The organism is Marinobacter sp. H13 (genome assembly GCF_059072335.1).
The window spans coordinates 2972115-2997718 of sequence record NZ_JCACRU010000001.1; the positions used below are offsets into that span (position 1 = coordinate 2972115).

Below are 25604 nucleotides of genomic sequence, written 5' to 3' on the forward strand. Positions count from 1 at the left end.
CCGACAACCCTCCAATACCGGGAGCAGACCATGACGGACTTGCCAGCCTATCTCAGTGAATCCGCAGCGGCGGATTCCGCCGCCATCAAACCATTATCAGGCTCACGAAAAGTATACGTGCAGGGTAGCCGATCCGATCTGCGGGTACCTATGCGGGAAATTACCGTGCAGGACACGCCCACGGAGATGGGCGGCGAGCCGAACCCTCCGGTGGTTGTGTACGATACGTCCGGCCCGTACACAGATCCTGAAGCTGCTATTGATCTTCGTAAAGGTCTCAAACAAGTCCGCGCCGCCTGGATCGCCGAACGCGGTGATGTGGAGCAGCTTCCGGACTACTCTTCCGGGTTCACCCGCCGCCGCATGAAAGACCCCCAGCTTGACCCGCTGAGGTTCATGGACGAGCGAAAACCGCTACGGGCCAAACCTGGCCAAAACGTTTCCCAGATGCACTACGCCCGGCAGGGTATCGTGACCCCGGAGATGGAGTACATCGCCATCCGTGAAAACATGAAGCTGCAGGAGGCCCGGGAACAGGGTCTGCTGAAAGACCAGCATCCCGGACAGTCCTTCGGTGCGGGCCTGCCGGACCAGATTACCCCCGAATTCGTCCGGGACGAAGTGGCTCGCGGCCGCGCCATTATCCCCGCGAACATCAATCACCCGGAATCCGAGCCGATGATCATTGGCCGTAACTTTCTGGTGAAGATTAACGGCAACATTGGCAACTCAGCGGTCAGCTCCTCCATTGAGGAAGAAGTCGAGAAACTGACCTGGGGCATCCGCTGGGGCGCCGATACCATCATGGACCTGTCTACCGGCAAGAACATTCACGAGACCCGGGAATGGATCATCCGCAACTCCCCGGTACCCATCGGCACCGTGCCGATTTACCAGGCCCTGGAAAAAGTCGGCGGCGTGGCCGAGGACCTGACCTGGGAAATCTTCCGGGATACCCTGATCGAACAGGCCGAGCAGGGCGTGGATTACTTCACCATCCATGCGGGCGTCCGCCTGCACCATGTGCCTATGACTGCCAAGCGCACCACAGGCATCGTCTCCCGGGGTGGTTCGATCATGGCCAAATGGTGCCTGGCTCACCACAAGGAAAGCTTCCTGTACGAGCACTTCGAAGACATCTGCGAAATCATGAAAGCCTACGATGTCTCTTTCAGCCTTGGCGACGGCCTGCGCCCCGGCTCCATCGCCGACGCCAACGACGCAGCCCAGTTCGGCGAACTGGAAACCCTCGGTGAGCTCACCAAGATCGCCTGGAAACACGACGTACAGTGCATGATCGAGGGCCCGGGCCACGTGCCCATGCATCTGGTAAAGGAGAACATGGACAAGCAGCTCGAATGCTGTGACGAAGCGCCGTTTTACACACTTGGCCCCCTGATCACCGACATCGCCCCCGGCTACGACCACATCACGTCCGGCATTGGTGCCGCCATGATAGGTTGGTACGGCTGTGCCATGCTCTGCTACGTCACACCCAAGGAGCACCTTGGCCTGCCCAACAAGGATGATGTGAAAACCGGTATCATCACCTACAAGATCGCCGCCCACGCCGCCGACCTGGCCAAAGGCCATCCTGGCGCCCAGATCCGCGATAACGCCCTCTCCAAGGCCCGTTTCGAGTTCCGCTGGGAAGACCAGTTCAACCTTGGTCTGGACCCGGATACGGCCCGCGCCTATCACGACGAAACCCTGCCGAAGGAATCCGCCAAGGTGGCGCATTTCTGCTCCATGTGTGGACCGAAGTTCTGCTCTATGCAGATCTCCCAGGAAGTTCGGGAGTATGCCAGGGAGCACGGCCTTGATGAGGTATCCGCGGTGGATGCAGGCATGCAGGAGAAATCCCGCGAGTTCGTGGAATCCGGGAGCAAGCTTTACGACAAGGTTTGAACTTGAAGTAATACCCAACTAAAGGCTATCGTTCCAAGTCGATTCAACGACCGGATGAAAAATGGCCAAACCGTTCCAGTTCAAAGCCAGCGACGTCAACGTCGAAAAACGTGAAACCGTCTTCCAGGGCTTCTTCCGAATGGATAAGCTCTGGCTGACCCACCCGCGTTTTGATGGCCGGGATATGCCGGTGTTTACCCGAGAACTCTTCATTCGTGGCGATGCCACCTGTGTACTTCCCTACGACCCGGAACGGGACGAGGTAGTCCTTCTTGAGCAGTTCCGTCTTGGTGCCCTGGGTCGTGATCAGTCGCCGTGGCTGCTGGAGCTGGTGGCTGGTATGAACGAAGACGGCGAGAGCCCTGAAGAAGTCGCTCAACGCGAGGGCCAGGAAGAGGCCGGACTTACCTTTGAGCCGCTGGAAAAAATCTGCGATTACCTGGTGTCACCCGGCGGCAGCACGGAAATGATTCACCTTTATTGCGGGTGTGTCAGCACCGCGGATGCCGGTGGTCTGTATGGTATGGAACATGAACATGAGGATATCCGTGCCCATGTGGTGTCATCCGACGATGCCATAGCGATGATCCACGATGGCCGTATCAACAACGCTGCCGCCATTATTGCCCTTCAGTGGCTCGAGCTGAATCGGGCCCGCTTGAGAAAAGGGTGGTAGTAATGGGTGAGTGGACCATGAAACCCAGGCGGTACGTTCCGGATCTGAGGCAGCTTGGTGCCCTGTGTGACGGCAACTATCAGCGGCTGCAGAAACTGCGTCAGCTGGAGGTGGACGGCAAGCCCGTCTGCGAATTTGAGTTGCACCGGGAAAACCATTATCTGGGTCGGGTCCGGATTCAGGTGCTCCAGACTGCGAGGTTCACCGAGACCCTGTTGCTTGAGCAGGTGCATAATTCCGGGCGCTGGCTCAATAACCCTCAAATGACCGTGCGGGTCTACCACGACGCCAACATGGCGGAAGTGATCAGCTGTTACCGTGATCGCCAGATTGCCCCGGTCAATGATTATCCCAATCGCTTCATGCACCATCCGGACGAGAAGGTTCAGGTCAACGGTTTCCTTGCCGATTGGCTGGATTACTGTCTTCGGTTTGGTCACCTACCTATGGAACACGCCGCCTGGTCCGCCGGTGAAGGCGTCGACTGAGGCGGTTCGATACACGCTTATCCTGTACTAAAGTGGTGTGGCTATGGCGCACCGATGTGCCATAGTTGTCAAAAATTGCAATATATCGTCTAAGCCTTGCCAGAATGTGACCCGGGTTCGATTCGAAAGTGATAAATCTGTGAATCGGCGTCGTACACTTGTTATCAGACCACGTATTGCCAGCGAGTAGATCCAGAACGCCATGACCACGAAGGAAAAAAACCGGCCACTGCGGGTACTGCAGCTGACTGATCCGCACCTGATGGCGCGTGCCGACGGAGATCTGTTGGGCGTTAGAACCCGGGAAAGCCTGCAGGCGGTTATTGCAGAGGTATTGAAAGTGCACGGTCAGCCGGATCTGATTCTGGCTACCGGGGATCTCGCTCAAGACGGGTCGGTGGAAGCGTACCGAGTCTTTGGTGAGAGCCTGAAGTCTTTCTCCTGTCCCTCAGTCTGGATCGCTGGTAATCACGATCATATCGATAACCTGCTCCAGGTTTCTCGCGAGTACAACGCTTCTGATCGTCACGTGATTCAGGGTGGCTGGCAGTTTGTGATGCTGGATTCCTCTGTGCCCGGCAAGGTTTTCGGCGCTTTGGCTGAATCCGAACTGGCGTTCCTCTCGGAGACGCTTGAGCAACATCCGGACATACCGGCAGTGATTGCACTCCATCATCATCCGGTGGATATCGGCTCCGACTGGATGGAGAAAATTGGCCTCACCAATCGCGATGCGTTCTGGCAGGTGCTAGATCGATTTCCTCAGGTCAGGATCGTGTTGTGGGGACATATCCATCAGGAGCACGAGCGCGAGCGCAACGGCGTGCAGCTGTTGGCCACGCCGTCCACCTGCATCCAGTTTACTTCCGGTTCCAGCAAGTTCTCGGTTGAGGATTTACCGCCCGGGTACCGCTGGTTTGAATTCCACGATTCCGGCGTCTTCGCAACGGAAGTCCGCCGGGCCGAGGATTTCCAGTTCGAGCTGGATCAGAACAGTTCCGGTTACTGAATAGTTTCCCTGAGTTCCCGAGCGGCGGCGACCATGCCTTTCAGGGCAGGGCGGACCTCCTCCCACTGACGGGTCTTCAGGCCACAGTCCGGGTTCACCCATAGCCGCTCTGCTGGTATCCGCTCTGCCGCCTTTATCATCAATGATCGAATCTGCTCGCTGTCGGGAATATTCGGCGAGTGTATGTCATAGACACCGGGCCCGATGTCGTTCGGGTAATGGAAACCACGGAAGGCATCGAGAAGTTCCATGTTTGACCGGGAGGTCTCGATGGTAATCACATCAGCGTCCATCCGGGCGATGGCTTCGATAATGTCGTTGAACTCCGAATAGCACATGTGGGTGTGGATCTGGGTTTCGTCTCGAACGCCGTTGGCAGATATCCGGAATGACTCGATGGCCCAGTCCAGATAGTTCTTCCAATCGGATTGCCGCAGCGGCAAGCCCTCCCGAAGGGCGGCTTCATCGATCTGGATAATTCGGGCGCCCGAGGCCTCCAGATCCAGCGCCTCCTCCCGGATGGCCAGTGCCAGTTGAAGGCAGGTCTCCCGCCGTGGCTGGTCGTCCCGCACGAACGACCAGTTGAGGATGGTGACAGGTCCGGTCAGCATGCCCTTCAGAGGCTTTTTTGTGAGCGACTGGGCATAGCGGATCCACTCGACGGTCATGGCTTTCGGGCGAGATATGTCTCCGAACAGGATGGGTGGTTTCACGCATCGCGAGCCGTAGGACTGAACCCACCCGAACTGACTGAAGGCATAGCCGTCCAGTTGTTCGCCGAAATATTCGACCATGTCGTTTCGCTCGGCTTCGCCGTGAACAAGCACATCGAGCCCCAGGGCCTCCTGCTCGACAATGCAGCGACGAACCTCTTCGCGAATCCGGGCGTTGTATTGCGGCTCCTTTAGCTCACCCTTTCGGAACTGCAAGCGGGTCTGGCGGATATCCCGTGTTTGGGGAAAGGACCCGATGGTGGTTGTCGGGAAGCGGGGTAGGCCAAGCTTCCGTTGCTGTATGGCGATGCGGTCCGGGAAACGGCTTTGCCGCTGACCGAGTGCCGGGCTGACGTCGGCGAGACGGGCCTGCACAGAAGCGCTGTGAACTTGTTCGGATGTTGCCCGACTGTTGACGGCTACCGTCGATTCCGCCAGTTGTTCGCGAACGGCCGCTCTTCCATTACTCAACGCTGTGGCGAGAGTCTTCAGTTCATCCAGTTTCTGGACGGCGAATGCCAGCCAGCTGCGGATTTCCGGGTCAAGCTTGTCTTCACTCGTTAGATCGACAGGCACATGAATCAGTGAGCAGGATGGCGCGAGCCAGAGACGATTCCCCAACTTTTCATAGACCGGTTCGAGCCAGTCGAGGGTCTTCTCCAGATCCGATCGCCAGATATTCCGGCCATTGATAACGCCCAAAGAAAGTTGCTTGTGGGGCGGTAGCCAGTCGACCACACGGGGGACTTCCTGTGGGGCACTGATGGCATCGAGGTGCAATCCGGCCACGGGTAATTCACAGGCCAGCTGCAGATTTTCTCGCAATTCACCGAAGTAAGTGGTTACCAACAACTTCGGCGTGCTTGTCTTGAGGTGGTGATAAGCGAGGCTGAAGGCGTGGCGCCAGTCCGCATCCAGGTCGGTCACAAGCGCGGGTTCGTCTACCTGAACCCACTCAACGCCACGGTCTGCTAACAGTTCCAGAAGCTCTGAGTACACGGGCAGTAGCGACTCCAGCAGCAACAGTCGGTCGCTGTCGTCTTTGGCTTTGCCAAGCCAGAGATAGGTGACGGGGCCGATAATCACCGGCTTTGGTGTCACTCCTTGGGCTCGCGCCTCGTCGATCTGATCGATTAGTCGGTTGCCATTGAGTCGAAAGCGGGTGTTCTGGTGGAACTCGGGCACGATGTAGTGATAGTTGGTGTCGAACCATTTGGTCATTTCCCCTGCCTGAACACCACAGCAGGCTGATTCCTGCCCGGAACGCCCCCGGGCTACACGGAAATAACGGTCGAGTTCGCTGCCTTTGGTGTCGTTCACCCGCTCAGGCAGGTTGCCCAGGGTGACACTCATATCCAGTATCTGATCGTAAAAGGAGAAGTCTCCGACGGGCACTCGGTCCAGTGGGCGTTGGTTCTGCCAATGCCTGCGCCGGAGATCGGCACCGGTAATCTGCAGATCCTCCTCGTTTATCCGGCCTTTCCAGAAGGCTTCCTGGGCAAACTTCAGCTCGCGGCGGGCCCCGATTCGTGGGAAGCCGAGATTGTGGGTGGTTACCATGGTGTGTCCTCTGCTTGATTTCGTGATTTTGAAGAAAGTGCAGAATATCCACCTGGCGGAATGAAAAATAATGGTATTATTTCAGAGATCAATGAATATTGCTCATGCGAAGGGTGATAATGATCGAGCGAAGCCATCTGGAAATTCTCCGGGCAGTGAATCAGCAGGGGTCTTTGACGGCGGCCGCCGAGTGCCTGCACTTGACGCAATCTGCCCTCAGCCATTCCATCCGTAAGCTGGAACACCAGTTGGGTACCGACGTCTGGGTGCGGGAAGGGCGGCAGTTGCGACTGACCCAGTCGGGGGAATACCTGCTTTCACTGGCCAACAGGCTGCTGCCGCAGTTGGAGCACGCGGAGATGCTGATCGGCCAGTTTGCCAGGGGGCAGCGTGGCACGCTGCGTATCGGAATGGAGTGCCATCCATGCTATCAATGGCTGTTGAAAGTAGTCGGGCCCTATCTGGAGAGCTGGCCCGGGGTGGATGTGGATGTAAAACAGAAATTCCAGTTTGGCGGCATTGGCGCCCTGTTCGGTCACGACATCGACATGCTGGTAACTCCAGACCCCCTGCAGCGCCCGGGCCTGGTTTTCGAGCCGGTGTTCGACTACGAGCAGGTGTTGGTGGTGGCTGCGGACCATGCTCTGGCGGACAAGGCATGGGCTGAACCCGGGGATCTGGAGAAAGAAACCCTGATCACCTATCCGGTGGAGATCGAACGTCTGGATATCTACACGCGGTTCCTGCTTCCGGCCCACGCCAGTCCCGCGCGGCATAAAACCATCGAGACCACCGATATCATGTTGCAAATGGTCGCGGCAGGGCGCGGGGTGGCCGCGCTCCCACGGTGGCTGGTCGAGGATTACGGTACCCGGATTCCGGTTCGGCCGGTTCAGCTCGGGGAAACGGGGATTCCGAAACAGATCTTTTTAGGACTTCGTGAGCGGGATCGGGAGGTGGATTACCTGAATTCGTTCATGAAGCTGGCACGTGAGGTTCGCTGGAATTAACCTCTTCAGTTAAACTGCGCAAAAAATTCGTTCAGGAAACCAGACTATGAGTGAGATACCCGCAGACCTGAAATACATTGAGACCCATCAATGGGTTCGCGTGTCAGACGATGGCACGGCGACTGTCGGTATTACGGATTTTGCCCAGGAGCAGCTGGGAGATGTGGTTTATATCGGGGTTCCGGATGTGGGCGCCACCGTAAACGGTGGCGAGGAAGCCGGCGTTGCGGAGTCGGTCAAGTCGGCTTCGGATGTGTTCAGCCCGGTGACTGGTGAGGTTATCGAGGTGAATGAGAGCCTCGAGGACGAGCCGGAGAAGGTCAACGAAGATCCCTACGGTGACGGCTGGCTTTACAAGGTGCGTCTCGAGGATGCTGGTGAGCTGGATGGCCTGATGGATTCTACAGCTTATGCGGAGCATGTGGCGGCCGAGGAATAACACTTCCGCTTGGGAGGCTGGCCTGACGGGGCGGGCCTTCCAAAACACGCTGTGAATACGTCCTTGTAAGCTTGGCTCCGCCATCCCTGGCTCCGCACAGTTTTGGAAGGCCCGCCCCGTCAGCCCGTCATACATCGGTATCAGTTTCAACTCATCTTGTATAATCCCTGTCTTTCCTTTCCAGGTGGTCTTTATGAATTTTCCGGTTCTGTATCTTCGAAAAGGCGCAGAGCGCCGTCTCCGTGCTGGCCATCTATGGGTTTACAGCAATGAGGTGGACACCCGCCGCAGTCCGCTGACGGAATTCGAGGCCGGTGTTCAGGCGGAGCTTCGGGCGTCGAACGACAAGCCTCTGGGTACAGTGTTCGTTAATCCCCATGCGCTGATTTGTGGCCGGCTGATCAGTCGGGATCCGGGCCATGGCATGACGCCTCAGCGGTTGACCCAGCGGATGGAAGCCGCTCTGGCGCTGCGGGAGCGGCTTTTTGACAAGCCGTTTTACCGTTGGGTGTTTGGCGACAGTGATGGGCTTTCGGGGCTGGTGATTGACCGGTTTGATTCCATCGTGGTGGTGCAGATTTCCACGGCCGGTATGGAGGCCATGAAGGAGGCGGTGGTTCGGGCAGTTCAGCGGCTGGTGCACCCGGCGGCGATCATCCTCAAGAACGATGGCAAGATGCGCAAGGTGGAAGGGCTGGATACCTACGTGGAGCAGGCCCATGGCGCTGCGGTGAGTCTGCTGGAGGTGGAGGAGAACGGTGTCCGGTTCGAGGTGCCGTTGGAAGGCGGCCAGAAGACGGGCTGGTTTTACGATCATCGGATGAACCGTGCCCGTTTGCAGGCCTATGCGCCGGGCAAGCGGGTGTTGGATGTGTTCAGTTATGTCGGTGGCTGGGGCATTCAGGCCGCTTGTGCCGGGGCCACCCAAGTGACCTGTGTCGACAGTTCGGCCGGTGCCATTGATTCGGTTCACCACAACGCCAGGCTCAATGGCCTCGACAATGTGGAAACCATTGAGGGAGATGCCTTCGAGGCCCTGAAGGCGCTGGCGGATGAGAAGGAGAAGTTTGATGTGGTGGTTCTCGATCCGCCGGCACTGATTCCCCGGCGCAGGGACCAGAAGGCGGGTGAAGAGGCCTATGCCCGGCTGAACCAGCTCGGTCTGCGGTTGCTGGAGCGCGATGGGATACTGGTTTCCGCGTCCTGTTCGATGCATCTCTCGCAGGAGAAGCTGGTGGACATCATTCGAGGCAGCGGCCGCAAGATCGACCGCTTTGTCCAGTTGCTCGAGCAGGGGCATCAGGCTCCGGATCACCCGGTGATTCCGGGCATCCCCGAGACCGATTACATCAAGTCCTGCTTTGTACGCTCACTAACAGGCTTCTTCTGAAGCATTTGAAGTCGGGGTCAGATGAAAGCTTTCATCTGACCCCATATTCACATTTCAGCCTCTCAGTGACATCACTTTCCAGCCGTTGTCCCGGGCAAATTGCTCCAGGGTCGGGTCCGGGTCTACGGCCACCGGGTTGTCCACTTTTTTCAGCAGCGGCAAGTCATTGTGGGAGTCGCTGTAGAACCAGGCCCCCTCGAGTGTCCTGTTATGGGCACTCAGCCAGTCATCCAGTCGCGCGACTTTGCCATCCTGAAAGCTCGGAGTGCCGGCCACTTCGCCTGTATAACGGCCGTTGACAAGCTCGGGCTCGGTGGCAATCAGATGTTCGATGCCGAGGGCCTCGGCAATGGGTTCAGTCACAAAACGGTTGGTGGCGGTGATGATCATCAGGGTGTGACCCTGCTCCCGGTGGCTGTCCAGCAGCGTATTCGCAGTGGCCTGCATCATGGGGCGTACTTTTTTCTCCATAAAGGCTTCCCGCCACGCCAGTAGCTCTTCCATGTTGTGACTGGCCAAAGGCTGAAGGGCAAACCCCAGGTAGTGCAGAATATCCAGCTCGCCGTTCAGGTATTCCTGATAGAAGCGGTCGTTGGCAAGGCGGTATTCCTCGGCATCGACAATGCCTTCCTCCACCAGAAATTCGCCCCAGGCGTGGTCGCTGTCTCCGGCTAAAAGGGTGTTGTCGAGATCAAAAATTGCGAGCGTCAAGCGGCTACCTCCGGTGATCACAGGGCTTGCAGTAAAACGCCAAGTCTATCATGACCTGTCCCCAACGGCTCCGTTTGCCGAACCCTTGGGATTCTGTAAGAATGAGAGCAACTTGGACAAATCCGACCGGTGAATTTTTGTACCGGTCAACCGACTTTTGAGAGGACTGTGCCGTGATCGATTCAGACGGTTTCAGACCCAACGTCGGAATCATTCTGGCCAATCACAGAGGAGAAGTTCTCTGGGCAAGGCGAATAGGGCAGGACTCCTGGCAGTTTCCCCAGGGTGGCATCAAACATGATGAATCCCCCGAGGATGCGCTGTACCGGGAGCTTGGAGAGGAAATCGGCCTCTGTGCAAACGATGTGGAAATCATCAGCTGCACGCGAGGCTGGCTGAGGTATCGACTCCCGAGGAGGATGGTACGCCAAAACTCCCACCCCGTTTGTGTGGGCCAAAAACAGAAATGGTTCCTGCTGAGGATGTTATCGCCGGACGCGCAGGTTTGCGTGGACGGTACGGATTCACCGGAGTTCGACGGCTGGCAGTGGGTAAGCTACTGGTATCCGTTGGGGCAGGTGGTTTCATTCAAGCGAGAAGTGTATCGACGCGCGCTGAGAGAGCTTGCGCCGCGACTGTTCTACAACATGGAGCAGTGGCACAGGGCGGAGCAGAATCGGCGTTTACAGGAACACCAGAAATGACGGACTGACACCGCCATGCTGAGCATTCTGCGAAGTCTAGTACAAGAGGTAAACAGCGCCCGCGATCTGCAGGAGGCGCTGGATATCATTGTATCGCGGGTGCAGAAAGCCATGGGAACCGAGGTCTGTTCCGTCTACCTGCTTGACCCTGCCACCAACCGCTACATTTTGATGGCCACCGAAGGCCTTTACCGCAAGGCGGTTGGCCAGGTGAGCCTGGCCTATTCAGAGGGTCTTGTCGGCCTGGTGGGCTCTCGTGAGGAGCCTATCAACCTCGAGGATGCGCCCTCCCATCCACGCTATCGTTACTTCCCCGAGACTGGTGAGGAGCGCTTCCGCTCGTTCCTGGGTGTTCCGATCATTCACCATCGCCGGGTGTTGGGTGTGCTCGTTGTCCAGCAGAGGGAGAGTTCCCGGTGCTTTGATGAGGGCGAAGAGGCATTCCTGGTAACCGTTTCCGCTCAGCTGGCGGGGGTCATAGCCCATAGTGAAGCCACCGGCGCCATCAGTGGCCTGTCCCTGACCGGTGAGGAGGCACACGATGTCAGTTTTAACGGCGTGCCGGGTGCTCCAGGTGTTGCCATCGGCAATGGCGTTGTCGTTTATCCATCCGCTGACCTTGATGTGGTTCCGGAAAAGCCGACTGACGATATTGATCAGGAACTGGCCCTGTTCGGAGCGTCGATTAAAGCGGTGAGGGAAGATATCGAGCGGGTTGCCAAGCGGTTGGCTTCGCAGCTGCGTCCTGAAGAGCAGGCCCTGTTCGATGTCTATCTGAGAATGCTGGGCGACGATGCCATGCCTGGTGAGGTGTCGAACAAGATCAGGGAAGGGATCTGGGCCCAGGGCGCTCTCAAGCAGGTGGTCCAGCAGTACATCCGTCATTTCGAGATGATGGACGATCATTACCTGCAGGAACGCGCTGTTGATATCCGGGACCTGGGCCGCCGTCTGCTGTCTCATCTGCAGGAAGGCGAGCAGAAACACCTGAACTACCCCGAGCGCACGGTCCTGGTCAGCGAAGAGCTGACACCGGCCATGCTTGGCGAGGTCCCCAAGGGGCAGCTGGTGGGTCTGGTGTCGGTCAAAGGCTCCAGTAACTCTCATGTCGCCATTCTGGCACGCGCCATGGGCGTGCCGACTGTTATGGGGCTGGTCGATATTCCCGTAAATCAGCTCGACGGCAAGGAACTGATCGTAGACGGCTTTGAGGGCCAGATTTTTGCTTCGCCATCGGCAGACCTCCGCTCCTACTACCAGGCGATCTGCGACGAAGAAGACGAACTTATTCGCGGGCTTGAAGTTCTCAAGGACAAGCCCTGTGAAACCACCGATCACCATCGGGTCTCACTGCTGGTGAACACCGGGTTGATGACCGATGTGGTGCGCTCGCTCTCGCACGGTGCCGAGGGTATCGGTCTTTACCGGACCGAAGTGCCCTTCATGATCAAGGACCGCTTCCCCTCAGAGCAGGAGCAGCGAGAGTATTACCGGGAGCAGCTCGAAGCCTTCGCGCCGAGCCCCGTTACCATGCGTACGCTGGATATTGGCGGCGACAAGGCGCTGACCTATTTCCCGATCCAGGAGGAAAACCCGTTCCTGGGCTGGCGGGGTATCCGCGTTACCCTCGACCACCCGGAGATCTTCCTGGTTCAGGTTCGGGCCATGCTCAAGGCCAGCGAGGGGTTGAACAACCTCCAGATCATGCTGCCAATGATCTCCAACATCTCGGAGGTGGAGGAGTCCCTGCACCTGATTTACCGGGTGTACCACGAAGTTCGGGAAGAGGGTTACGACATTCACATGCCCAAGGTGGGCGTGATGGTCGAAATCCCCGCTGCCGTTTACCAGATTCGGGAACTGGCGGACAGGGTGGACTTCCTCTCTGTTGGTTCCAACGACCTGACCCAGTATCTGCTGGCGGTGGATCGTAACAATCCCCGGGTTGCCCAGCTCTATCACTCGTATCACCCGGCGGTGCTCCAGGCGCTGGTGCGAATCGCCCAGGACGCTCACTCGGTGGGCAAGCCTGTTGGCATCTGCGGTGAACTGGCGGGTGATCCCGGCGGTGCGCTGCTGTTGATGGCCATGGGTTACGATTCCCTGTCCATGAACGCCGCCAGCTTGCCCAAGGTCAAATCGGTGATTCGCAGTGTCAGCCGTGAGTGGGCCATTCAGCTATTGGAGGATGTGTTGTTACTGGACTCGCCTCACGTGATCAAGAGCTGTGTCGACCTGGCGTTGCGTAATGCCGGCTTCGGCCGTTACCTGCGCCCCGGCAAGTCGACGGCTATGGCGGTATCAGAGGCCGCCGTTTCCTGATCGCAGGTACGGGTTTGGGCAATATAGGGTGCGCACTCTAAATACGGTTGTTATCTTGAAACTGGAATTATCCGGCGGTCTGCCTGAAGGACCCGCATTCTTAATCCGGAAAAGGGAAGGCTATGAGCTCGCCAATTGACCATAAACCCGCTCCCCGCATCGGGCTTGCCCTTGGTGGCGGTGGTCCTCTGGGCGGCATTTATGAAATCGGAGCGCTCCGGGCGCTGGATGAGGCACTTGATGGTCTCGATTTCAACAACATCGATGTCTATGTTGGTGTTAATGGCGGCTCTTTTGTGGCGGCGAATCTCGCCAACCAGATGACCACGGCGCAACTTTGCCGAATTTTCGTGCGTAACGAGGCGGAAGTACACCCGTTCCATCCGGAAGTATTCTATCGCCCGGCTTTCCGGGAGATTGGCAGTCGATTGCTGGCAATTCCCGGGTTGGTTTCGACGGCAGTGAGTCGCTTCGTCAACAACCCCTACGATCAGAGTCTGCTGGAAGCCATGACCATCCTGGCCCAGGCAGCCCCTGCCGGCTTGTTTGATAACGAGGGCCTGCATGAGTATCTCAAACGGGCCTTCACCATGCTTGGGCGCACCAATGATTTCCGTCAGCTCAAGCGCAGCCTCTACATCGTGGCTGCCGATGTTGAGAGTACCGAAGCGGTCTGCTTTGGTGCTCCCGGTTTTGATCATGTGCCCATTTCCAAGGCTATTCAGGCCAGCACTGCCTCACCGGGGTTGTATGTGCCAGTGGAAATCGATGGGCGGTATTATGTGGACGGTACGCTGCGCAAGGGTTTGCACGCCTCCGTGGCTTTTGAAGACGGTGCCGACCTGGTTTTCGCCGTGAATCCCCAGGTGCCGATTGACGCCAGTGCGGCGGTCCGGGCCGGCTCCATGAAGCCGGGCGAGCTGACCCGCTCAGGTATGCCAAACGTTCTGTCACAGACCTTCAGGACCATGGTGTACTCAAGGATGCAGTCGGGCATTGCCCAGTATGCCCGGGATTATCCCGACAAGGATATTCTGCTGTTTGAACCCACCCGAGACGACGCCAAGCTGTTCTTCTCCAACGTATTCAGCTTCCAGTCCCGTAGAATGGTGTGTGAGCACGCCTATCAGATGACACGGCGGGATCTTCTGAGTCGCGCAGATCAGCTGGAGCCCAAGCTGGCGAAATATGGCATCAAGCTTCGCCGGGATCGCCTTGAAGACGAGCAGCGGACGATCAGTACCAGTCTATACGGCGAAATGCTGCCACTGTATGTGGCCAAGGGCAGGAAGAAAAAAGCCGAGAAGGGCCGGTTGGCGGGTGGCTTGACTAACGTTTCGCACCTCTTTTCAAAGGCGCAATAATGTTCAGTAGGCGAGGGGGCAGATGACTGTGTCATCTGCCCCCTCGCTCACGCCTACAGAATGTACCGGCTCAGATCCTCGTCTTCGGACAACTCTCCAAGCTTTTCATCCACGTATTCGGCGGTTACCTCGAAGCCATCGGTAACCTTGTCACCGGCATCGAAGGAAAGGGTTTCAAGCAACCGCTCAAGGACGGTATGCAGCCGACGGGCACCGATGTTTTCAGTGCTCTCGTTCACCTTCCAGGCAACCTCGGCGATACGTGCAATGGCATCCTCCCGGAAGGTCAGTTTCACACCTTCGGTCAGCATCAGCGCTTCGTACTGCTGCACCAGGGAGGCATCCGGTTCGGTCAGGATGCGTTTGAAGTCCTCGGGTGTCAGTGCCTGAAGCTCAACGCGGATCGGCAAGCGGCCTTGCAGCTCCGGAATCAGATCCGAGGGCTTGGACAGGTGGAACGCGCCGGAAGCGATGAACAGAATATGATCGGTGCGCACAGATCCGTATTTCGTGCTTACGGTGCTGCCCTCAATTAACGGGAGCAGATCGCGCTGGACGCCCTCGCGGGAAACATCCGACGAGGTATTCTCGGATCGCTTGGCGACCTTGTCGATCTCGTCCACGAACACGATGCCATTCTGCTCGACGGCCTGAATGGCTTTCTGCTTGATCTCTTCTTCGTTGACCAGCTTCGCAGCCTCTTCTTCCTTGGCCCGCTTGAGGGCGTCAGAAACCTTCATCTTCCGTGTTTTTCGCTTGTCGGAAGACAGGTTGGAGAACATGCTCTGCAGCTGATTGGTCATCTCCTCCATGCCCGGAGGCGCCATAATTTCGACTCCGGCGTTGGAATTACGCAGGTCGATCTCGATTTCCTTGTCATCCAGTTCGCCCTCCCGGAGTTTTTTCCGGAACAGCTGGCGAGTGGAGGAGTCGGAACTGCGTTGGCTGTCTTCACCGAAATCCCGGGGCGGCGGGATCAGTGCATCAAGGATGCGCTCTTCCGCCGCGTCCAATGCCCGTTCTTCGTGACGCTTCATTGCTGCTTCGCGCAGCATCTTGACGGCCATATCCGCCAGATCACGAATGATGGATTCCACGTCGCGGCCGACGTAGCCGACTTCGGTGAATTTGGTGGCCTCCACTTTCAGAAACGGGGCATCGGCCAATTTTGCGAGGCGCCGGGCAATCTCGGTTTTACCCACACCCGTGGGACCGATCATCAGGATGTTCTTGGGAGTGATCTCATCGCGCAGGCTGCTGTCCAGCTGCATCCGGCGCCAGCGATTTCTCAGGGCGATAGCCACCGCCCGCTTGGCTTCTTCCTGGCCCACGATGTGTTTGTTGAGCTCGTGGACAATCTCACGGGGAGTCATTGCAGACATGGTCGCTCCGGATCAGTCGTTTTTGGAGAGCACTTCAAGGGTGCGATTGTGGTTGGTGTAGATACAAATATCGGCGGCGATATCCAGACCTTTCTCGACTATCTCGTGGGCGGACAGGTCTGTGTTTTCCAGCAAGGCCCGGGCTGAAGCCTGGGCAAAGGGCCCGCCAGACCCGATGGCAATCAGGCCCTGTTCCGGCTCGATCACATCCCCGTTGCCGGTGATGATCAGCGAGGCGGTTTTGTCCGCTACAGCCAGCAAGGCCTCGAGCCGGCGCAGCGCACGGTCAGTTCGCCAGTCTTTCGCCAATTCCACCGCAGCCCTGGTGAGGTTGCCCTGGTGTTTTTCAAGCTGGGCTTCGAATCGCTCGAACAGGGTGAAGGCATCGGCGGTACCGCCCGCGAAGCCGGCGATCACCTGGCCGTTGTAGAGGCGGCGAACCTTCCGGGCATTGCCTTTCATTACGGTATTGCCGAGGGAAACCTGGCCGTCGCCACCCATGGCAACTTCGTCATCGCGCCTGACGGAAAGAATGGTAGTCATTTGGGCTCCAATTGCCTGATTGAAATTGGTATCCCGTTGTTATGGAGGCTTCTGGTGCGAATTCAAGGTGTTCGCACCCGGCCCGAAAGATCAGCCTTCCTTGGGGATCTTCCGGACCAGTGGCTGGATATTCAGGGAAACCAGTTTGTCGATGGCGGAGTTCATCTGGCTTCGGGAGGTGAAGGGGCCAACGTTGACGCGGTACCAGACCGAACCGTTGTCCAGGTCAATCCTCTGGGTACTTGCCCGCAAACCCTGGAAGGCAATCTGAGCCCGCTGTCGTTCGGCGTCCTCCTTGCTGCGGAAAGAGCCGGACTGAAGCAGATAATTGAAATCCGTTTGTGTCGGTCCGGGTGTGTATTCTTCGACTTTCGGCGGTACCACCTCGGATTCCGGCAGCATCTCGTAGAAGCGGAACCCGGGTTTTTCCTCTTCCTTCGCGGTCTCTGCGGGCGTCTTCGCAGGTTTCTGGGCCGGTTTCTCAGTGACTGCTGGCTGCTGCGAATGTGGACTCGTTGGCAAGGAGTTCAGGTAGACGATAAACCCGATAAAGCCGCCCACGGCCGCCAGGGACAGTATCCACTTGAGCGACAGGCCACCGTGCTGGGAGCGGGCACTGGCCGCCGGTTTCGGCCGGGCAGCCGTCGGCTTTGCCTGTTTCGCAGGCTTTTTGCGTGACGTAGCCGACGCTTTGGCGGGTCTGTCCTTACGGGCGTAGTCTCGGGACATTCGTCTTACATCTCTTCCGGTGCGCTGACGCCCAGCAGGTCCAGACCGTTGGCGATAACCTGCCTTATGGCAAGGTAGAGGCTGACCCTGGCGTCACGAACGGCGGTATCTTCAATCAATACCTTATGGGCGTTGTAATACGTATGGAACTGGCCCGCCAGGTCCCGCAGGTAGTGCGTGAGATGGTGCGGTTCACGTTGCACGGCGGAATTGGCAATGAGCTCCGGATACTTGGCCAGCTGGTTGGCCAGATCCTTTTCCTCGTCAAGCGTTAGCAGTGAGAGGTCGCCGATGCATTCGTTGCGGCCGCGCTCTGCACCTTCCTCGGCCAGTTTTCGAAGCACGCTGCAGATGCGCGCATGGGCATACTGCACGTAATAAACCGGGTTTTCATTGGTCTGGGAGCGAGCCAGATCGATATCGAAGGTCAATTGTGAATCGACGCGGCGCGCGGCCAGGAAGAATCGGGTGGCATCGCGGCCCACTTCATCAATCAGGTCCCGGACTGTGACATAGCTGCCGGCGCGTTTGGAGATTTTCACCTCCTGGCCGGAGCGGGTCACCATCACCATCTGGTGCAGCACGTAGTCTGGCCAGCCTTCCGGAATGCCGGCATTCAGTGCCTGCAAGCCGGCGCGAACGCGGGTAACGGTAGAGTGGTGGTCGGCACCCTGTTCGTTGATAACAGTGGTAAAGCCCCGTTGCCACTTGTCCAGGTGATAGGCGACATCCGGCAGGAAGTAGGTGTAGCCACCGTCCTTCTTGCGCATGACCCGATCCTTGTCGTCGCCGAACTCTGTGGTTTTCAGCCACATGGCACCATCCTGCTCGTAGGTGTAGCCATTTTCTTGCAGGCGTTTGACCGTGGCTTCAACCTTGCCGTCCTCGTACAGGGAGGATTCCAGGAAATAGACATCGAACTGAACGCCGAAGGCTTTCAGATCCAGGTCCTGCTCCCGGCGCAGGTAGGCGACGGCGAATTCGCGGATGGCGTCGCGGTCTTCGGGGTCCGCCTTGGCGGTCACTTCCCGATCGTCCGCTGTGACGGTGTCGCCAGCAAGGTAGGCCTTGGCGACATCAACGATGTAGTCGCCCCGGTAGCCGTCCGCCGGCCAGCTCTCGTCGTCCGGCGTCAGACCTTTCACCCGCGACTGAACTGAGAGTGCCAGGTTATCAATCTGGGCCCCGGCGTCGTTGTAGTAGAACTCCCGGGTCACATCGTAGCCGTTTGCTTCGAGCAGCCGGCAAAGGCAGTCGCCAATCGCCGCGCCACGCCCGTGGCCAACGTGGAGTGGGCCTGTGGGATTGGCCGAAACAAACTCCACCTGAACTTTTTCGCCCTGGCCCTGGTTGTTGCGGCCAAAACGATCGCCTTCATTCAGTATGGTGTTGACCACTTCAAAAGCACTGGCCGTGCTCATAAAGAAGTTGATGAAACCGGGCCCGGCAATCTCCACTTTCTCCACCGCGTTGCTCTGCGGCAGCTTCTCGATAAGCGCCTCCGCCAGTTTGCGAGGCGGGCAACCGGCAGCTTTCGAGGCAACCAGGGCAATGTTGCAGGCATAGTCGCCGTGGGACTTGTCCTTGGTATTGCCCACCTGTGGAGTGAAGGACTGGTCCGCAGGCAGCGTGCCATCGGCTTGGAGTGCTGCCAGTGCAGACTGGAGCAGATCGGAAACGGTCTCTTTCATGCTGTCAGATGACTCGGTTTACAGGAGAATTGGATTCGGGGCAGGAGGCCCGTTGAAAACAGAAGGCGGCTATTATCGCGGAAAGTTTGGCTGCAAGCAAAAGGCTCGGGATTCCGCAGTCTCGGCTCAAATTATCCTGTTTCCTGCGGATCAACATCAATCATCCATTTGACCCCGGCAGGCAGCTTTCTCTGGTCCAGTTCCTGACAGATTCCGGTAAGCAGGCTGTTCAGCTTTTTCCGGTTGCGGGCGTTGAGGATCAGTTGCGCGCGGTGCTTGTCGGCGCGCCGGGCAATCATGGCTGGCAACGGTCCCCAGGTTTCGATGCCTGTGGTATTCGCGAGGGGCTTAATTGTATCCAGCACTTGCAAGCTTTTCTCCATGGTGTCGCCTTCTGCCCTGAAGATAGCCATGGCGCGGAATGGCGGGAATTGGCCTTCTTCCCGCTCTTTCAGGAGTTGGTCGGCGATGTCGAGGTAGTGGCCTTCGCACAGTGTCTTTAACAGCGGGTGGTCGCTGTGGCAGGTTTGCACAAGCACTTTGCCGGGCTTTGTGCCCCGTCCGGCGCGGCCACTGACCTGCAGAAGGGTCTGTATGAGTTGCTCGGGGGCGCGAAAGTCCACGCTGAACAGCCCACCATCCGCGTTTACCACCACCACGAGTGTGACATTCGGGAAGTCGTGTCCTTTCGCCAGCATCTGGGTGCCCACAAGCACGCACGGTTTGCCGGTGTTTACCTGGTTCAGGATGCCCTGGATGCTGCCTTTGCGCTGCGTGCTGTCGCGATCCACTCGCACCACCGGTGTATCCGGGAAAGCCGTGGCAAGAATGTCCTCCGTTCTCTCGGTGCCCTGCCCAACCGGTTTGAAGGCCTCACTCTTGCACTTTGGGCACTGCTCGGTCGCCGCCGTCTGGTAGTCGCAGTGGTGGCATCTCATCGCCCGGTCCCGGCGGTGGTAGGTCAGGCGAGTGTCGCAGCGCGGGCATTCAACCATGTGGCCGCAGTCAAAGCACATCATGACCGGGGCAAACCCTCGCCGATTGACGAAAACCAGCGCCTGCTCACCTTTTGCCAGAATCTGTTCGATGGCATTCAAGGCAGGGCGGGAGAGGCCGCCCTCCAATGGGCGACTCCGGATATCCAGCAAGCTGATGACCGGGGGCGCAGCATTGCCGGCGCGCTCTTCAAGCTTTACCAGATGGTATTTGGCCTGCTCTGCATTATGAACGGATTCCAGCGACGGAGTGGCGGATCCCAGAATTACGGGGCATTTGTTCAGGTGTGCGCGGTAGACGGCCAGGTCCCGGCCGGAGTACCGAAAACCTTCACCCTGCTTGTAAGAGCTGTCGTGCTCTTCATCGACAATGATGGTTCGCAGGTTGGTGAACGGTAGCAAAGCAGCCGATCGCGTACCTACAAGGATAACGGGCTCGCCGTTCCGCACTTTCAGCCATGTCGTCAGACGTTCACTGTCGTTCAGCGCTGAGTGCCATACGACAATCCGTGCGCCAAAATAGCGCTGGAATCGGGCGACCGTTTGGGGCGTCAGATTGATCTCCGGAACCAGTACCAGGGCCTGATCCTGATTTCCCAGGTGTTCTTTCAGGTAATGAAGGTAGATCTCGGTTTTTCCGCTACCGGTGATGCCGTACAGAAGGAAGGCGGAAAACCCTTCGTCCGGGGTAGCCAGCTGCTCGGCGGCAGATGTCTGCGCCTCGGATAATCTGGGTCGGCGGGCCAGCAGCTCGGGGGCTTCATTGAAATCCGCCGGTCGGGCTGGCGAGACAACCTCGATCAGTTGCTTCTCCTGCAGTGCCTTGAGTTGCGCCCGGTTGAATCCCGCCCTCAGAATATCGGTTGTCGGGGCGCCGTTGGATCGCTGGTTCAGCCAATCCCAAAGGGCTTTTTGTTTATGCGCATTCGCGGGAATCGTCGAGCCGCTGTCGATTGCCAGCCACCACTGATCCTTTTTTTCCTCTGCAATGCGCCCTCGTCTGAGTGCTGGGGGCAGGGCAGTGAACAGGCATTCGCCGAGCGGATGCTGGTAATAGTCGCTTGCCCAACTGAGAAGCTTGAAGGTTTCCACGGGCAATGCAGGCCAGTTTTCCATTGCCCCTGCCACAGCCTTGAGAGTGATGCCGGGAGGAGGCTCAACGCCCACCTGAACAACAAGACCCGTTGCCTGCTGCCGGCCAAAGGGGATTCGCACTCTCTGACCCGGCGTCAATTCAAGGTCTTCTGGAATAATGTAATCAAAGAGTCGACGCAGAGGACGATTCAGGGCGATGCGTGCAATCAATGGCACCGAGTGCTCCACTGGATGACGGGTGTCACGGTTTTTCCTTATCCTGTTTCAGTCGGCGGCCTGCCGCGAAATCCGGGGAGGGCGAGTCCGGAAGTCAGGTGTGGTGCTTGCCTGCAGCAATAATTGCAAGTAAGATTCGCGGTCTGTTTCCGGCAGGGCATGATTGTGCCCCGTCTTCTCAATTGATTCAAACATGCGGTGCCTGGCGCCTGGGTAATCAAGATACCCCGCGATCAGGTAGCGGCATGACCTAACGAGGTTCGCCATGAAAGAAGGTATCCACCCCAAGTACGAAGAAATTACCGCCACCTGTTCTTGCGGTAACACATTCAAGACCCGTTCTACCTACACCCATGATCTGCAGCTGGACGTGTGTTCACAGTGCCACCCGTTCTACACCGGCAAGCAGAAAGTTATGGATACCGGTGGTCGTATTGACCGTTTCCAGAAGCGTTTCGGTGGCCGTATTGGCGGCAAGAAAGACTGATCGCAGTGGACTCGGAAAAGCGCCTTCGGGCGCTTTTTTTGTGCCCGGAGCTCATAGTGTACTCATAAGATACATACGCAATTAGCACTATTGACTGTTCACAAAATGTTCATGGCCCACTTGTCGTTTCGGGTCTGGCGGGCCATAATGGCGCGCTCTGCTGGATAGGGGCCCTCCGGTTCGGTGTTAACTAGAGGCTCCACAGCTCCGGCGGTTCATTACCTTTAAACGTGACAAACGGAACAGTGGCAATGTCTCAAGATCTGAAAGAAGCAGCCCTTGAATATCACGCCAAGCCGCGGCCTGGTAAGCTGAGTGTCGAAATCACCAAGCCAACCAAGACCTCCCGCGACCTTTCCCTGGCGTATAGCCCCGGGGTTGCCGAACCGGTCCGCGAGATCGCAAAGGACCCGGAAAACGCATACAAGTACACTGCCAAGGGCAACCTGGTGGCTGTTATCTCTGATGGTTCCGCGATTCTTGGTCTGGGTAACCTGGGTCCGCTGGCAAGCAAGCCGGTTATGGAAGGCAAGGGCGTACTGTTCAAGCGCTTTGCCGGAATTGATGTCTTCGATATTGAAGTCAATTCCGAGAGCCCGCAGGCGTTTATCGAAACAGTTGAGCGTATTGCAGATACCTTCGGTGGTATCAATCTGGAAGACATCAAAGCGCCCGAGTGCTTTGAAATTGAGCGCGCGCTGATCGAAAAGTGCAACGTGCCCATCTTCCACGATGACCAGCATGGTACTGCCATCGTAACTGCAGCCGGCATGATCAATGCCCTCGAGCTGCAGGGCAAAAAGATTGAAGAGGCGAGGGTGGTCTGCCTGGGTGCCGGTGCTGCCGCCATTGCCTGCATGAAGATTCTGATCAGCTGCGGTATTCGTTCTGAGAACATCTTCATGCTTGACCGCAAGGGTGTGATCCACTCTGGTCGTGATGATTTGAATCAGTACAAGGCAATGTTCGCCAACGACACGGACAAGCGCACTCTGGACGACGCGATTGATGGTGCTGACGTATTCCTGGGGCTGTCCGGTCCGGATCTCCTGACTGCTGAACAGCTCAAGAAAATGGCTCCCAAGCCGATCGTTTTCGCCTGCTCCAACCCGGATCCGGAGATTAGCCCGGAAATTGCCCTGGCAACCCGCGATGATCTGATCATGGCCACCGGTCGCTCTGATTATCCGAACCAGGTTAACAATGTGTTGGGTTTCCCGTTCATTTTCCGTGGAGCGCTGGACGTTCGTGCCAATGCGATCAACGAGGAAATGAAGGTGGCGGCCGTCAATGCAATCCGTGAGCTGGCCAAGGAGCCTGTGCCTCAGGAAATTTGCGAGGCATACGGTGTGGAGAGTTTCGAGTTCGGGAAAGAGTACATCATTCCCAAGCCGATGGACGTCCGCTTGCTGGAAGTTGTGCCGGCCGCCGTTGCTCGCGCTGCCGTGGATTCCGGCGTTGCACGTAATCCATACCCTGCGCACTACCCGCTGAAGTCAATGGACGACATTATCTGATCTGTCATCCAGGGTATAAAAAACCGGCGGTGATCCCGCCGGTTTTTTTGTGCCTGCTCCTGATGTCAGAAGATTCGCCTTGACAGGTCGTCTTCCTCGGAGCCTCCATTGCGGTCGTTCTCGGTTTCGGATGTCAGGGGCGGTGGCGCATCCTCTTCCCGGAAGACCTCGAAAATGCCATCCTCGCCCGGCCTTGCGCGCTGTCCGGTTTCGGGGTTGATCCGGATATTGACGATGCCATTGGGTCGAGGCATGAAGGAAGAGGGTGCCCCTTCGAGCGCCACTTCCATATAGTCCAGCCAGATGGGGAGCGCGGTGCTGGCGCCAAATTCGCGTCTGCCCAAAGGTGCCGGTTGGTCGAATCCGACCCAGGTAGTTGTTGCCACTTCGTGATTGAAGCCGGCAAACCAGGTGTCTTTCTGTTCGTTGGTGGTGCCGGTTTTGCCGGCGATGTCATCCCGGCCAAGGGCCAGCGCTCGTCTGCCGGTACCGCGACGAATGACGTCCTGCATCATTGAATGCAGAATAAAGACCGAGCGTTCGTCCGCCAGTCTTGGCATAACCCGAACCTCGGGCGAGTCCTCACTTGTTTCAGAGACATTGGCGCCGGTGTTTGGCGAGCCTTCTTGCTCGCCCGATGGTTCCTGTGCTGTATCGTCGTCGCAGTCTTTGTCGCACAGAACGGTTTTCGGCGCCTGGTAAATGGTCTCACCGCTAAAGTCAGTGATAGTCTCGATGAGGTAGGGTTCAACGTCGTAGCCTCCGTTGGCAATCACGGCCATGCCTCGGGCAAGTTCCATGGGAGTAAGCTGCCCGCTGCCCAGGGAGAGTGACAGATCGTCCGGCATGTTTTCTACCGGGATTTCCAGTTGTGCCAGGTAATCCAGCGTGTTCTGGATGCCCAGGTCGCGCAGCAGTCGGATTGAGACCAGGTTGCGTGAGCGATAGAGTGCTTCCCGCAGGCGGGTTGGGCCATAGAACTGTCCGGAGGAGTTCTGGGGGCGCCAGGCAGTCTCCAGTTCCGAGTCATCGAAGACAATCGGCGCATCGTTGTAGATGGTCGCCGGTGTCATGCCGCTTTCCAGAGCGCTCAGATAAAGAAAGGGCTTGAAGGTGGAGCCAGGCTGTCGTCTTGCCTGTATGGCACGGTTATATTTGCTCTGACCAAAACTGTAGCCTCCGCTCAGTGCCTCAATGGCGCCGGTTTTGGCTTTCAGTGAAATGAGCGCGCCTTCAACCCTCGGGATTTGAGCAAGCGCAACAGAGGCTTCAGCGAGCTGCTCCGACTGCTCATTCGGGGATTCGTTCCCGTTGGCTTCTGGCTCTGGCGAGGCCGATTCCGGGTTCTGGGCGCGCACATAGATAACGTCGCCGGGAGCCACAACATCGGAGGGTTTCTCAGGCTCAGGGCCTGTGAGATTTTCAGTTTTGTAGCGCCTCGCCCAGGTCATGGTTTCGAAAGCCATGGTGGCGGGGCCGATGCGGCGCGCGTGCACCGCCACTTTGCCGGATTCGTCGTCAACCTCTGTGACGATTGCGGGAAGCAGGGACTCCACGCGAGGGTAGTTCAGGATCAGATCTGATGGCTCACTCTCGGCGAGGGTTTCCTGATCAATCTGCCCAATGGGGCCCCTGAAGCCGTGGCGCCGATCATAGGCTTCAAGGCCGTCTCTTAATGCCTCTGTGGCAACCTGCTGTTTCTTGCCGTCAACTGTGAGGGTGACGGTGTAGCCATCGGTGTAGGCGTCCTCGCCGAACCGCCGAACCATCTCGGATCTCGCCATTTCGGCAACATAGTCGGCGTCGACTTCAGTCTCCGTGCTGTTGTAGCTGGCAGTAATGGGGGCGGAAACAGCAAGTTCGTGGGCATCCGGAGTGATGTATCCCAGGTCGCGCATTCGTCCGAGAATCCAGTTGCGCCGGATCATCGCACGGTCCGGATTGGCCAGGGGGTTGAATGCCGAGGGCGCTTTTGGCAAGCCGGCGAGCATGGCCATTTGGGCCAGGGACAGTTCCGAGACCGGCTTGTTGTAATAAACCTGTGCAGCGGCGGCAATTCCGTAGGCCCGATTGCCCAGATAGATCTTGTTCAGATAGAGCTCGAGAATGCGGTTTTTATCCAGTTCACGTTCGATCTGAAGAGCCAGAAGTATCTCGTTGAACTTCCGGATAAAGGTTCTGTCCCGTGACAAAAAGTAATTTTTTGCAACCTGCATTGTGATGGTACTGCCCCCGGACTGGATCTCGCCGGTAGAGACCAGTTCGATTGCAGCCCGCGCCAGGCCTTTGATGTCGACCCCGAAGTGCTCGTAAAAACGCGAGTCTTCAGCCGCCATAAAGGCTTGTAACTGAATTGTTGGGATCTGTTCGATTGTGATGGGTGCCCTTCTCTTTTCACCGAATTCTGCTATTAATCTGTTGTCTTTGCTATAGACCCGTAATGGCGTCTGAAGCTTGATGTCCAGAAGCTGATGTACCGGCGGAAGGCCAGGGCGAAGGTAAAGATAGAAGCCTGAGGTTACGATAACGGCGACACTCAGTCCGGTAAGAAACAACCAGGCAAAAAGGCGAGATGTGCGCAACAAATGAGACATTTTTTTCTGACAACTGTTGGATATAGGTCTATCATTTGAGAAATTGCTTTAGGATGGAAGA

20 protein-coding genes are annotated in these 25604 nt (G+C 57.5%); 12 read left to right on the forward strand and 8 right to left on the reverse strand.

The features are described 5' to 3' along the window. The first annotated feature begins 30 nt into the window (after nt 1-30). The 4 genes from thiC (at nt 31) to cpdA (ending at nt 4081) form a co-directional block, all read left to right on the forward strand. Entirely contained in the window at nt 31-1908 is a 1878-nt protein-coding gene (thiC, locus tag AC5JQH_RS13800) for a phosphomethylpyrimidine synthase ThiC (RefSeq protein ID WP_339622368.1), read from the forward strand. Nucleotides 1909-1969: 61 nt separating this feature from the next. Continuing rightward, nucleotides 1970-2584: an NUDIX domain-containing protein gene (locus AC5JQH_RS13805; RefSeq protein ID WP_493805689.1), complete on the forward strand. Its 615-nt coding sequence runs from the start codon at nt 1970-1972 to the stop codon at nt 2582-2584. 2 nt (nt 2585-2586) lie between these two features. After that, nucleotides 2587-3072: a DUF1249 domain-containing protein gene (locus AC5JQH_RS13810; protein ID WP_286800934.1), complete on the forward strand. Its 486-nt coding sequence runs from the start codon at nt 2587-2589 to the stop codon at nt 3070-3072. A gap of 202 nt (nt 3073-3274) precedes the next feature. Then, on the forward strand, nt 3275-4081 hold the full coding sequence (gene cpdA / locus AC5JQH_RS13815; RefSeq protein WP_493805690.1) for a 3',5'-cyclic-AMP phosphodiesterase: 807 nt from the start codon (nt 3275-3277) through the stop codon (nt 4079-4081). Here cpdA and metE read toward each other — a convergent pair. Further along, entirely contained in the window at nt 4075-6354 is a 2280-nt protein-coding gene (metE, locus tag AC5JQH_RS13820; RefSeq protein ID WP_493805691.1) for a 5-methyltetrahydropteroyltriglutamate--homocysteine S-methyltransferase, read from the reverse strand. The genes cpdA and metE overlap by 7 nt on opposite strands. Nucleotides 6355-6473: 119 nt before the next feature. On the opposite strand from metE, the gene AC5JQH_RS13825 reads away from it, so the two are divergent. The 3 genes from AC5JQH_RS13825 (at nt 6474) to AC5JQH_RS13835 (ending at nt 9193) form a co-directional block, all read left to right on the forward strand. Further along, entirely contained in the window at nt 6474-7364 is an 891-nt protein-coding gene (locus AC5JQH_RS13825; protein ID WP_092032944.1) for a LysR family transcriptional regulator, read from the forward strand. A 46-nt stretch (nt 7365-7410) separates the two neighbouring features. Next, nucleotides 7411-7803 (forward strand): glycine cleavage system protein GcvH, encoded by a 393-nt coding sequence (gcvH, locus tag AC5JQH_RS13830; protein ID WP_008170823.1) that lies wholly within the window; start codon nt 7411-7413, stop codon nt 7801-7803. Between the two features lie 193 nt (nt 7804-7996). Beyond that, on the forward strand, nt 7997-9193 hold the full coding sequence (locus AC5JQH_RS13835; RefSeq protein WP_491713767.1) for a class I SAM-dependent rRNA methyltransferase: 1197 nt from the start codon (nt 7997-7999) through the stop codon (nt 9191-9193). Between the two features lie 54 nt (nt 9194-9247). Here the strand turns inward: AC5JQH_RS13835 and AC5JQH_RS13840 are convergent, their stop codons facing one another. Beyond that, nucleotides 9248-9904 carry a histidinol-phosphatase gene (locus tag AC5JQH_RS13840; protein ID WP_053114358.1) on the reverse strand — a complete coding sequence of 219 codons (657 nt, stop codon included), beginning with the start codon at nt 9902-9904 and terminating at the stop codon, nt 9248-9250. A 173-nt stretch (nt 9905-10077) separates the two neighbouring features. Here AC5JQH_RS13840 and AC5JQH_RS13845 point away from each other — a divergent pair, with 173 nt between their 5' ends. The 3 genes from AC5JQH_RS13845 (at nt 10078) to AC5JQH_RS13855 (ending at nt 14294) form a co-directional block, all read left to right on the forward strand. Then, the gene (locus AC5JQH_RS13845; protein WP_041644941.1) at nt 10078-10608 is read left to right on the forward strand and encodes an RNA pyrophosphohydrolase; all 531 of its coding nucleotides are present in this window, start codon (nt 10078-10080) and stop codon (nt 10606-10608) included. A 15-nt stretch (nt 10609-10623) separates the two neighbouring features. Continuing rightward, complete coding sequence (gene ptsP, locus AC5JQH_RS13850; protein ID WP_491713768.1) at nt 10624-12930, forward strand: phosphoenolpyruvate--protein phosphotransferase; 2307 nt, start codon at nt 10624-10626, stop codon at nt 12928-12930. A 122-nt stretch (nt 12931-13052) separates the two neighbouring features. Continuing rightward, nucleotides 13053-14294, forward strand: coding sequence for a patatin-like phospholipase family protein (locus AC5JQH_RS13855; RefSeq protein WP_008170814.1), 1242 nt, complete (start codon nt 13053-13055; stop codon nt 14292-14294). Between the two features lie 53 nt (nt 14295-14347). Here the strand turns inward: AC5JQH_RS13855 and hslU are convergent, their stop codons facing one another. The 5 genes from hslU to AC5JQH_RS13880 form a co-directional block, all read right to left on the reverse strand. Continuing rightward, a complete protein-coding gene (gene hslU / locus AC5JQH_RS13860) occupies nt 14348-15676 on the reverse strand; it encodes an ATP-dependent protease ATPase subunit HslU (protein ID WP_493791477.1) in 1329 nt (442 codons plus the stop codon). 12 nt (nt 15677-15688) lie between these two features. Then, on the reverse strand, nt 15689-16219 hold the full coding sequence (gene hslV, locus AC5JQH_RS13865) for an ATP-dependent protease subunit HslV (protein ID WP_008170810.1): 531 nt from the start codon (nt 16217-16219) through the stop codon (nt 15689-15691). 90 nt (nt 16220-16309) lie between these two features. Next, nucleotides 16310-16948 (reverse strand): SPOR domain-containing protein, encoded by a 639-nt coding sequence (locus AC5JQH_RS13870; RefSeq protein WP_092032955.1) that lies wholly within the window; start codon nt 16946-16948, stop codon nt 16310-16312. A 5-nt stretch (nt 16949-16953) separates the two neighbouring features. Beyond that, nucleotides 16954-18639, reverse strand: a complete 1686-nt coding sequence (gene argS, locus AC5JQH_RS13875; RefSeq protein ID WP_493791475.1) for an arginine--tRNA ligase — start codon at nt 18637-18639, stop codon at nt 16954-16956. Nucleotides 18640-18770: 131 nt separating this feature from the next. After that, a complete protein-coding gene (locus tag AC5JQH_RS13880; RefSeq protein WP_483111924.1) occupies nt 18771-20945 on the reverse strand; it encodes a primosomal protein N' in 2175 nt (724 codons plus the stop codon). A gap of 265 nt (nt 20946-21210) precedes the next feature. Here AC5JQH_RS13880 and rpmE point away from each other — a divergent pair, with 265 nt between their 5' ends. Next, a complete protein-coding gene (rpmE, locus tag AC5JQH_RS13885; protein ID WP_064230272.1) occupies nt 21211-21432 on the forward strand; it encodes a 50S ribosomal protein L31 in 222 nt (73 codons plus the stop codon). A 251-nt stretch (nt 21433-21683) separates the two neighbouring features. Then, nucleotides 21684-22949, forward strand: a complete 1266-nt coding sequence (locus AC5JQH_RS13890; RefSeq protein WP_493805692.1) for a malic enzyme-like NAD(P)-binding protein — start codon at nt 21684-21686, stop codon at nt 22947-22949. Between the two features lie 65 nt (nt 22950-23014). Here AC5JQH_RS13890 and AC5JQH_RS13895 read toward each other — a convergent pair whose 3' ends face one another. Beyond that, the gene (locus AC5JQH_RS13895) at nt 23015-25543 is read right to left on the reverse strand and encodes a penicillin-binding protein 1A (RefSeq protein WP_273018653.1); all 2529 of its coding nucleotides are present in this window, start codon (nt 25541-25543) and stop codon (nt 23015-23017) included. Nucleotides 25544-25604 lie beyond the last annotated feature (61 nt).

What these genes read in the sequence shown, in the direction of transcription:
- AC5JQH_RS13835 (WP_491713767.1), top strand. Translation starts at nt 7,997, where the DNA reads ATGAATTTTCCGGTTCTGTATCTTCGAAAAGGCGCAGAGCGCCGTCTC.
- AC5JQH_RS13810 (WP_286800934.1), top strand. Translation starts at nt 2,587, where the DNA reads ATGGGTGAGTGGACCATGAAACCCAGGCGGTACGTTCCGGATCTGAGG.
- cpdA (WP_493805690.1), top strand. Translation starts at nt 3,275, where the DNA reads ATGACCACGAAGGAAAAAAACCGGCCACTGCGGGTACTGCAGCTGACT.
- metE (WP_493805691.1), bottom strand. Translation starts at nt 6,354, where the DNA reads ATGGTAACCACCCACAATCTCGGCTTCCCACGAATCGGGGCCCGCCGC.
- AC5JQH_RS13855 (WP_008170814.1), top strand. Translation starts at nt 13,053, where the DNA reads ATGAGCTCGCCAATTGACCATAAACCCGCTCCCCGCATCGGGCTTGCC.
- argS (WP_493791475.1), bottom strand. Translation starts at nt 18,639, where the DNA reads ATGAAAGAGACCGTTTCCGATCTGCTCCAGTCTGCACTGGCAGCACTC.
- AC5JQH_RS13805 (WP_493805689.1), top strand. Translation starts at nt 1,970, where the DNA reads ATGGCCAAACCGTTCCAGTTCAAAGCCAGCGACGTCAACGTCGAAAAA.
- hslV (WP_008170810.1), bottom strand. Translation starts at nt 16,219, where the DNA reads ATGACTACCATTCTTTCCGTCAGGCGCGATGACGAAGTTGCCATGGGT.
- AC5JQH_RS13895 (WP_273018653.1), bottom strand. Translation starts at nt 25,543, where the DNA reads ATGTCTCATTTGTTGCGCACATCTCGCCTTTTTGCCTGGTTGTTTCTT.
- AC5JQH_RS13890 (WP_493805692.1), top strand. Translation starts at nt 21,684, where the DNA reads ATGTCTCAAGATCTGAAAGAAGCAGCCCTTGAATATCACGCCAAGCCG.
- hslU (WP_493791477.1), bottom strand. Translation starts at nt 15,676, where the DNA reads ATGTCTGCAATGACTCCCCGTGAGATTGTCCACGAGCTCAACAAACAC.
- AC5JQH_RS13825 (WP_092032944.1), top strand. Translation starts at nt 6,474, where the DNA reads ATGATCGAGCGAAGCCATCTGGAAATTCTCCGGGCAGTGAATCAGCAG.
- rpmE (WP_064230272.1), top strand. Translation starts at nt 21,211, where the DNA reads ATGAAAGAAGGTATCCACCCCAAGTACGAAGAAATTACCGCCACCTGT.
- thiC (WP_339622368.1), top strand. Translation starts at nt 31, where the DNA reads ATGACGGACTTGCCAGCCTATCTCAGTGAATCCGCAGCGGCGGATTCC.
- ptsP (WP_491713768.1), top strand. Translation starts at nt 10,624, where the DNA reads ATGCTGAGCATTCTGCGAAGTCTAGTACAAGAGGTAAACAGCGCCCGC.
- AC5JQH_RS13870 (WP_092032955.1), bottom strand. Translation starts at nt 16,948, where the DNA reads ATGTCCCGAGACTACGCCCGTAAGGACAGACCCGCCAAAGCGTCGGCT.
- gcvH (WP_008170823.1), top strand. Translation starts at nt 7,411, where the DNA reads ATGAGTGAGATACCCGCAGACCTGAAATACATTGAGACCCATCAATGG.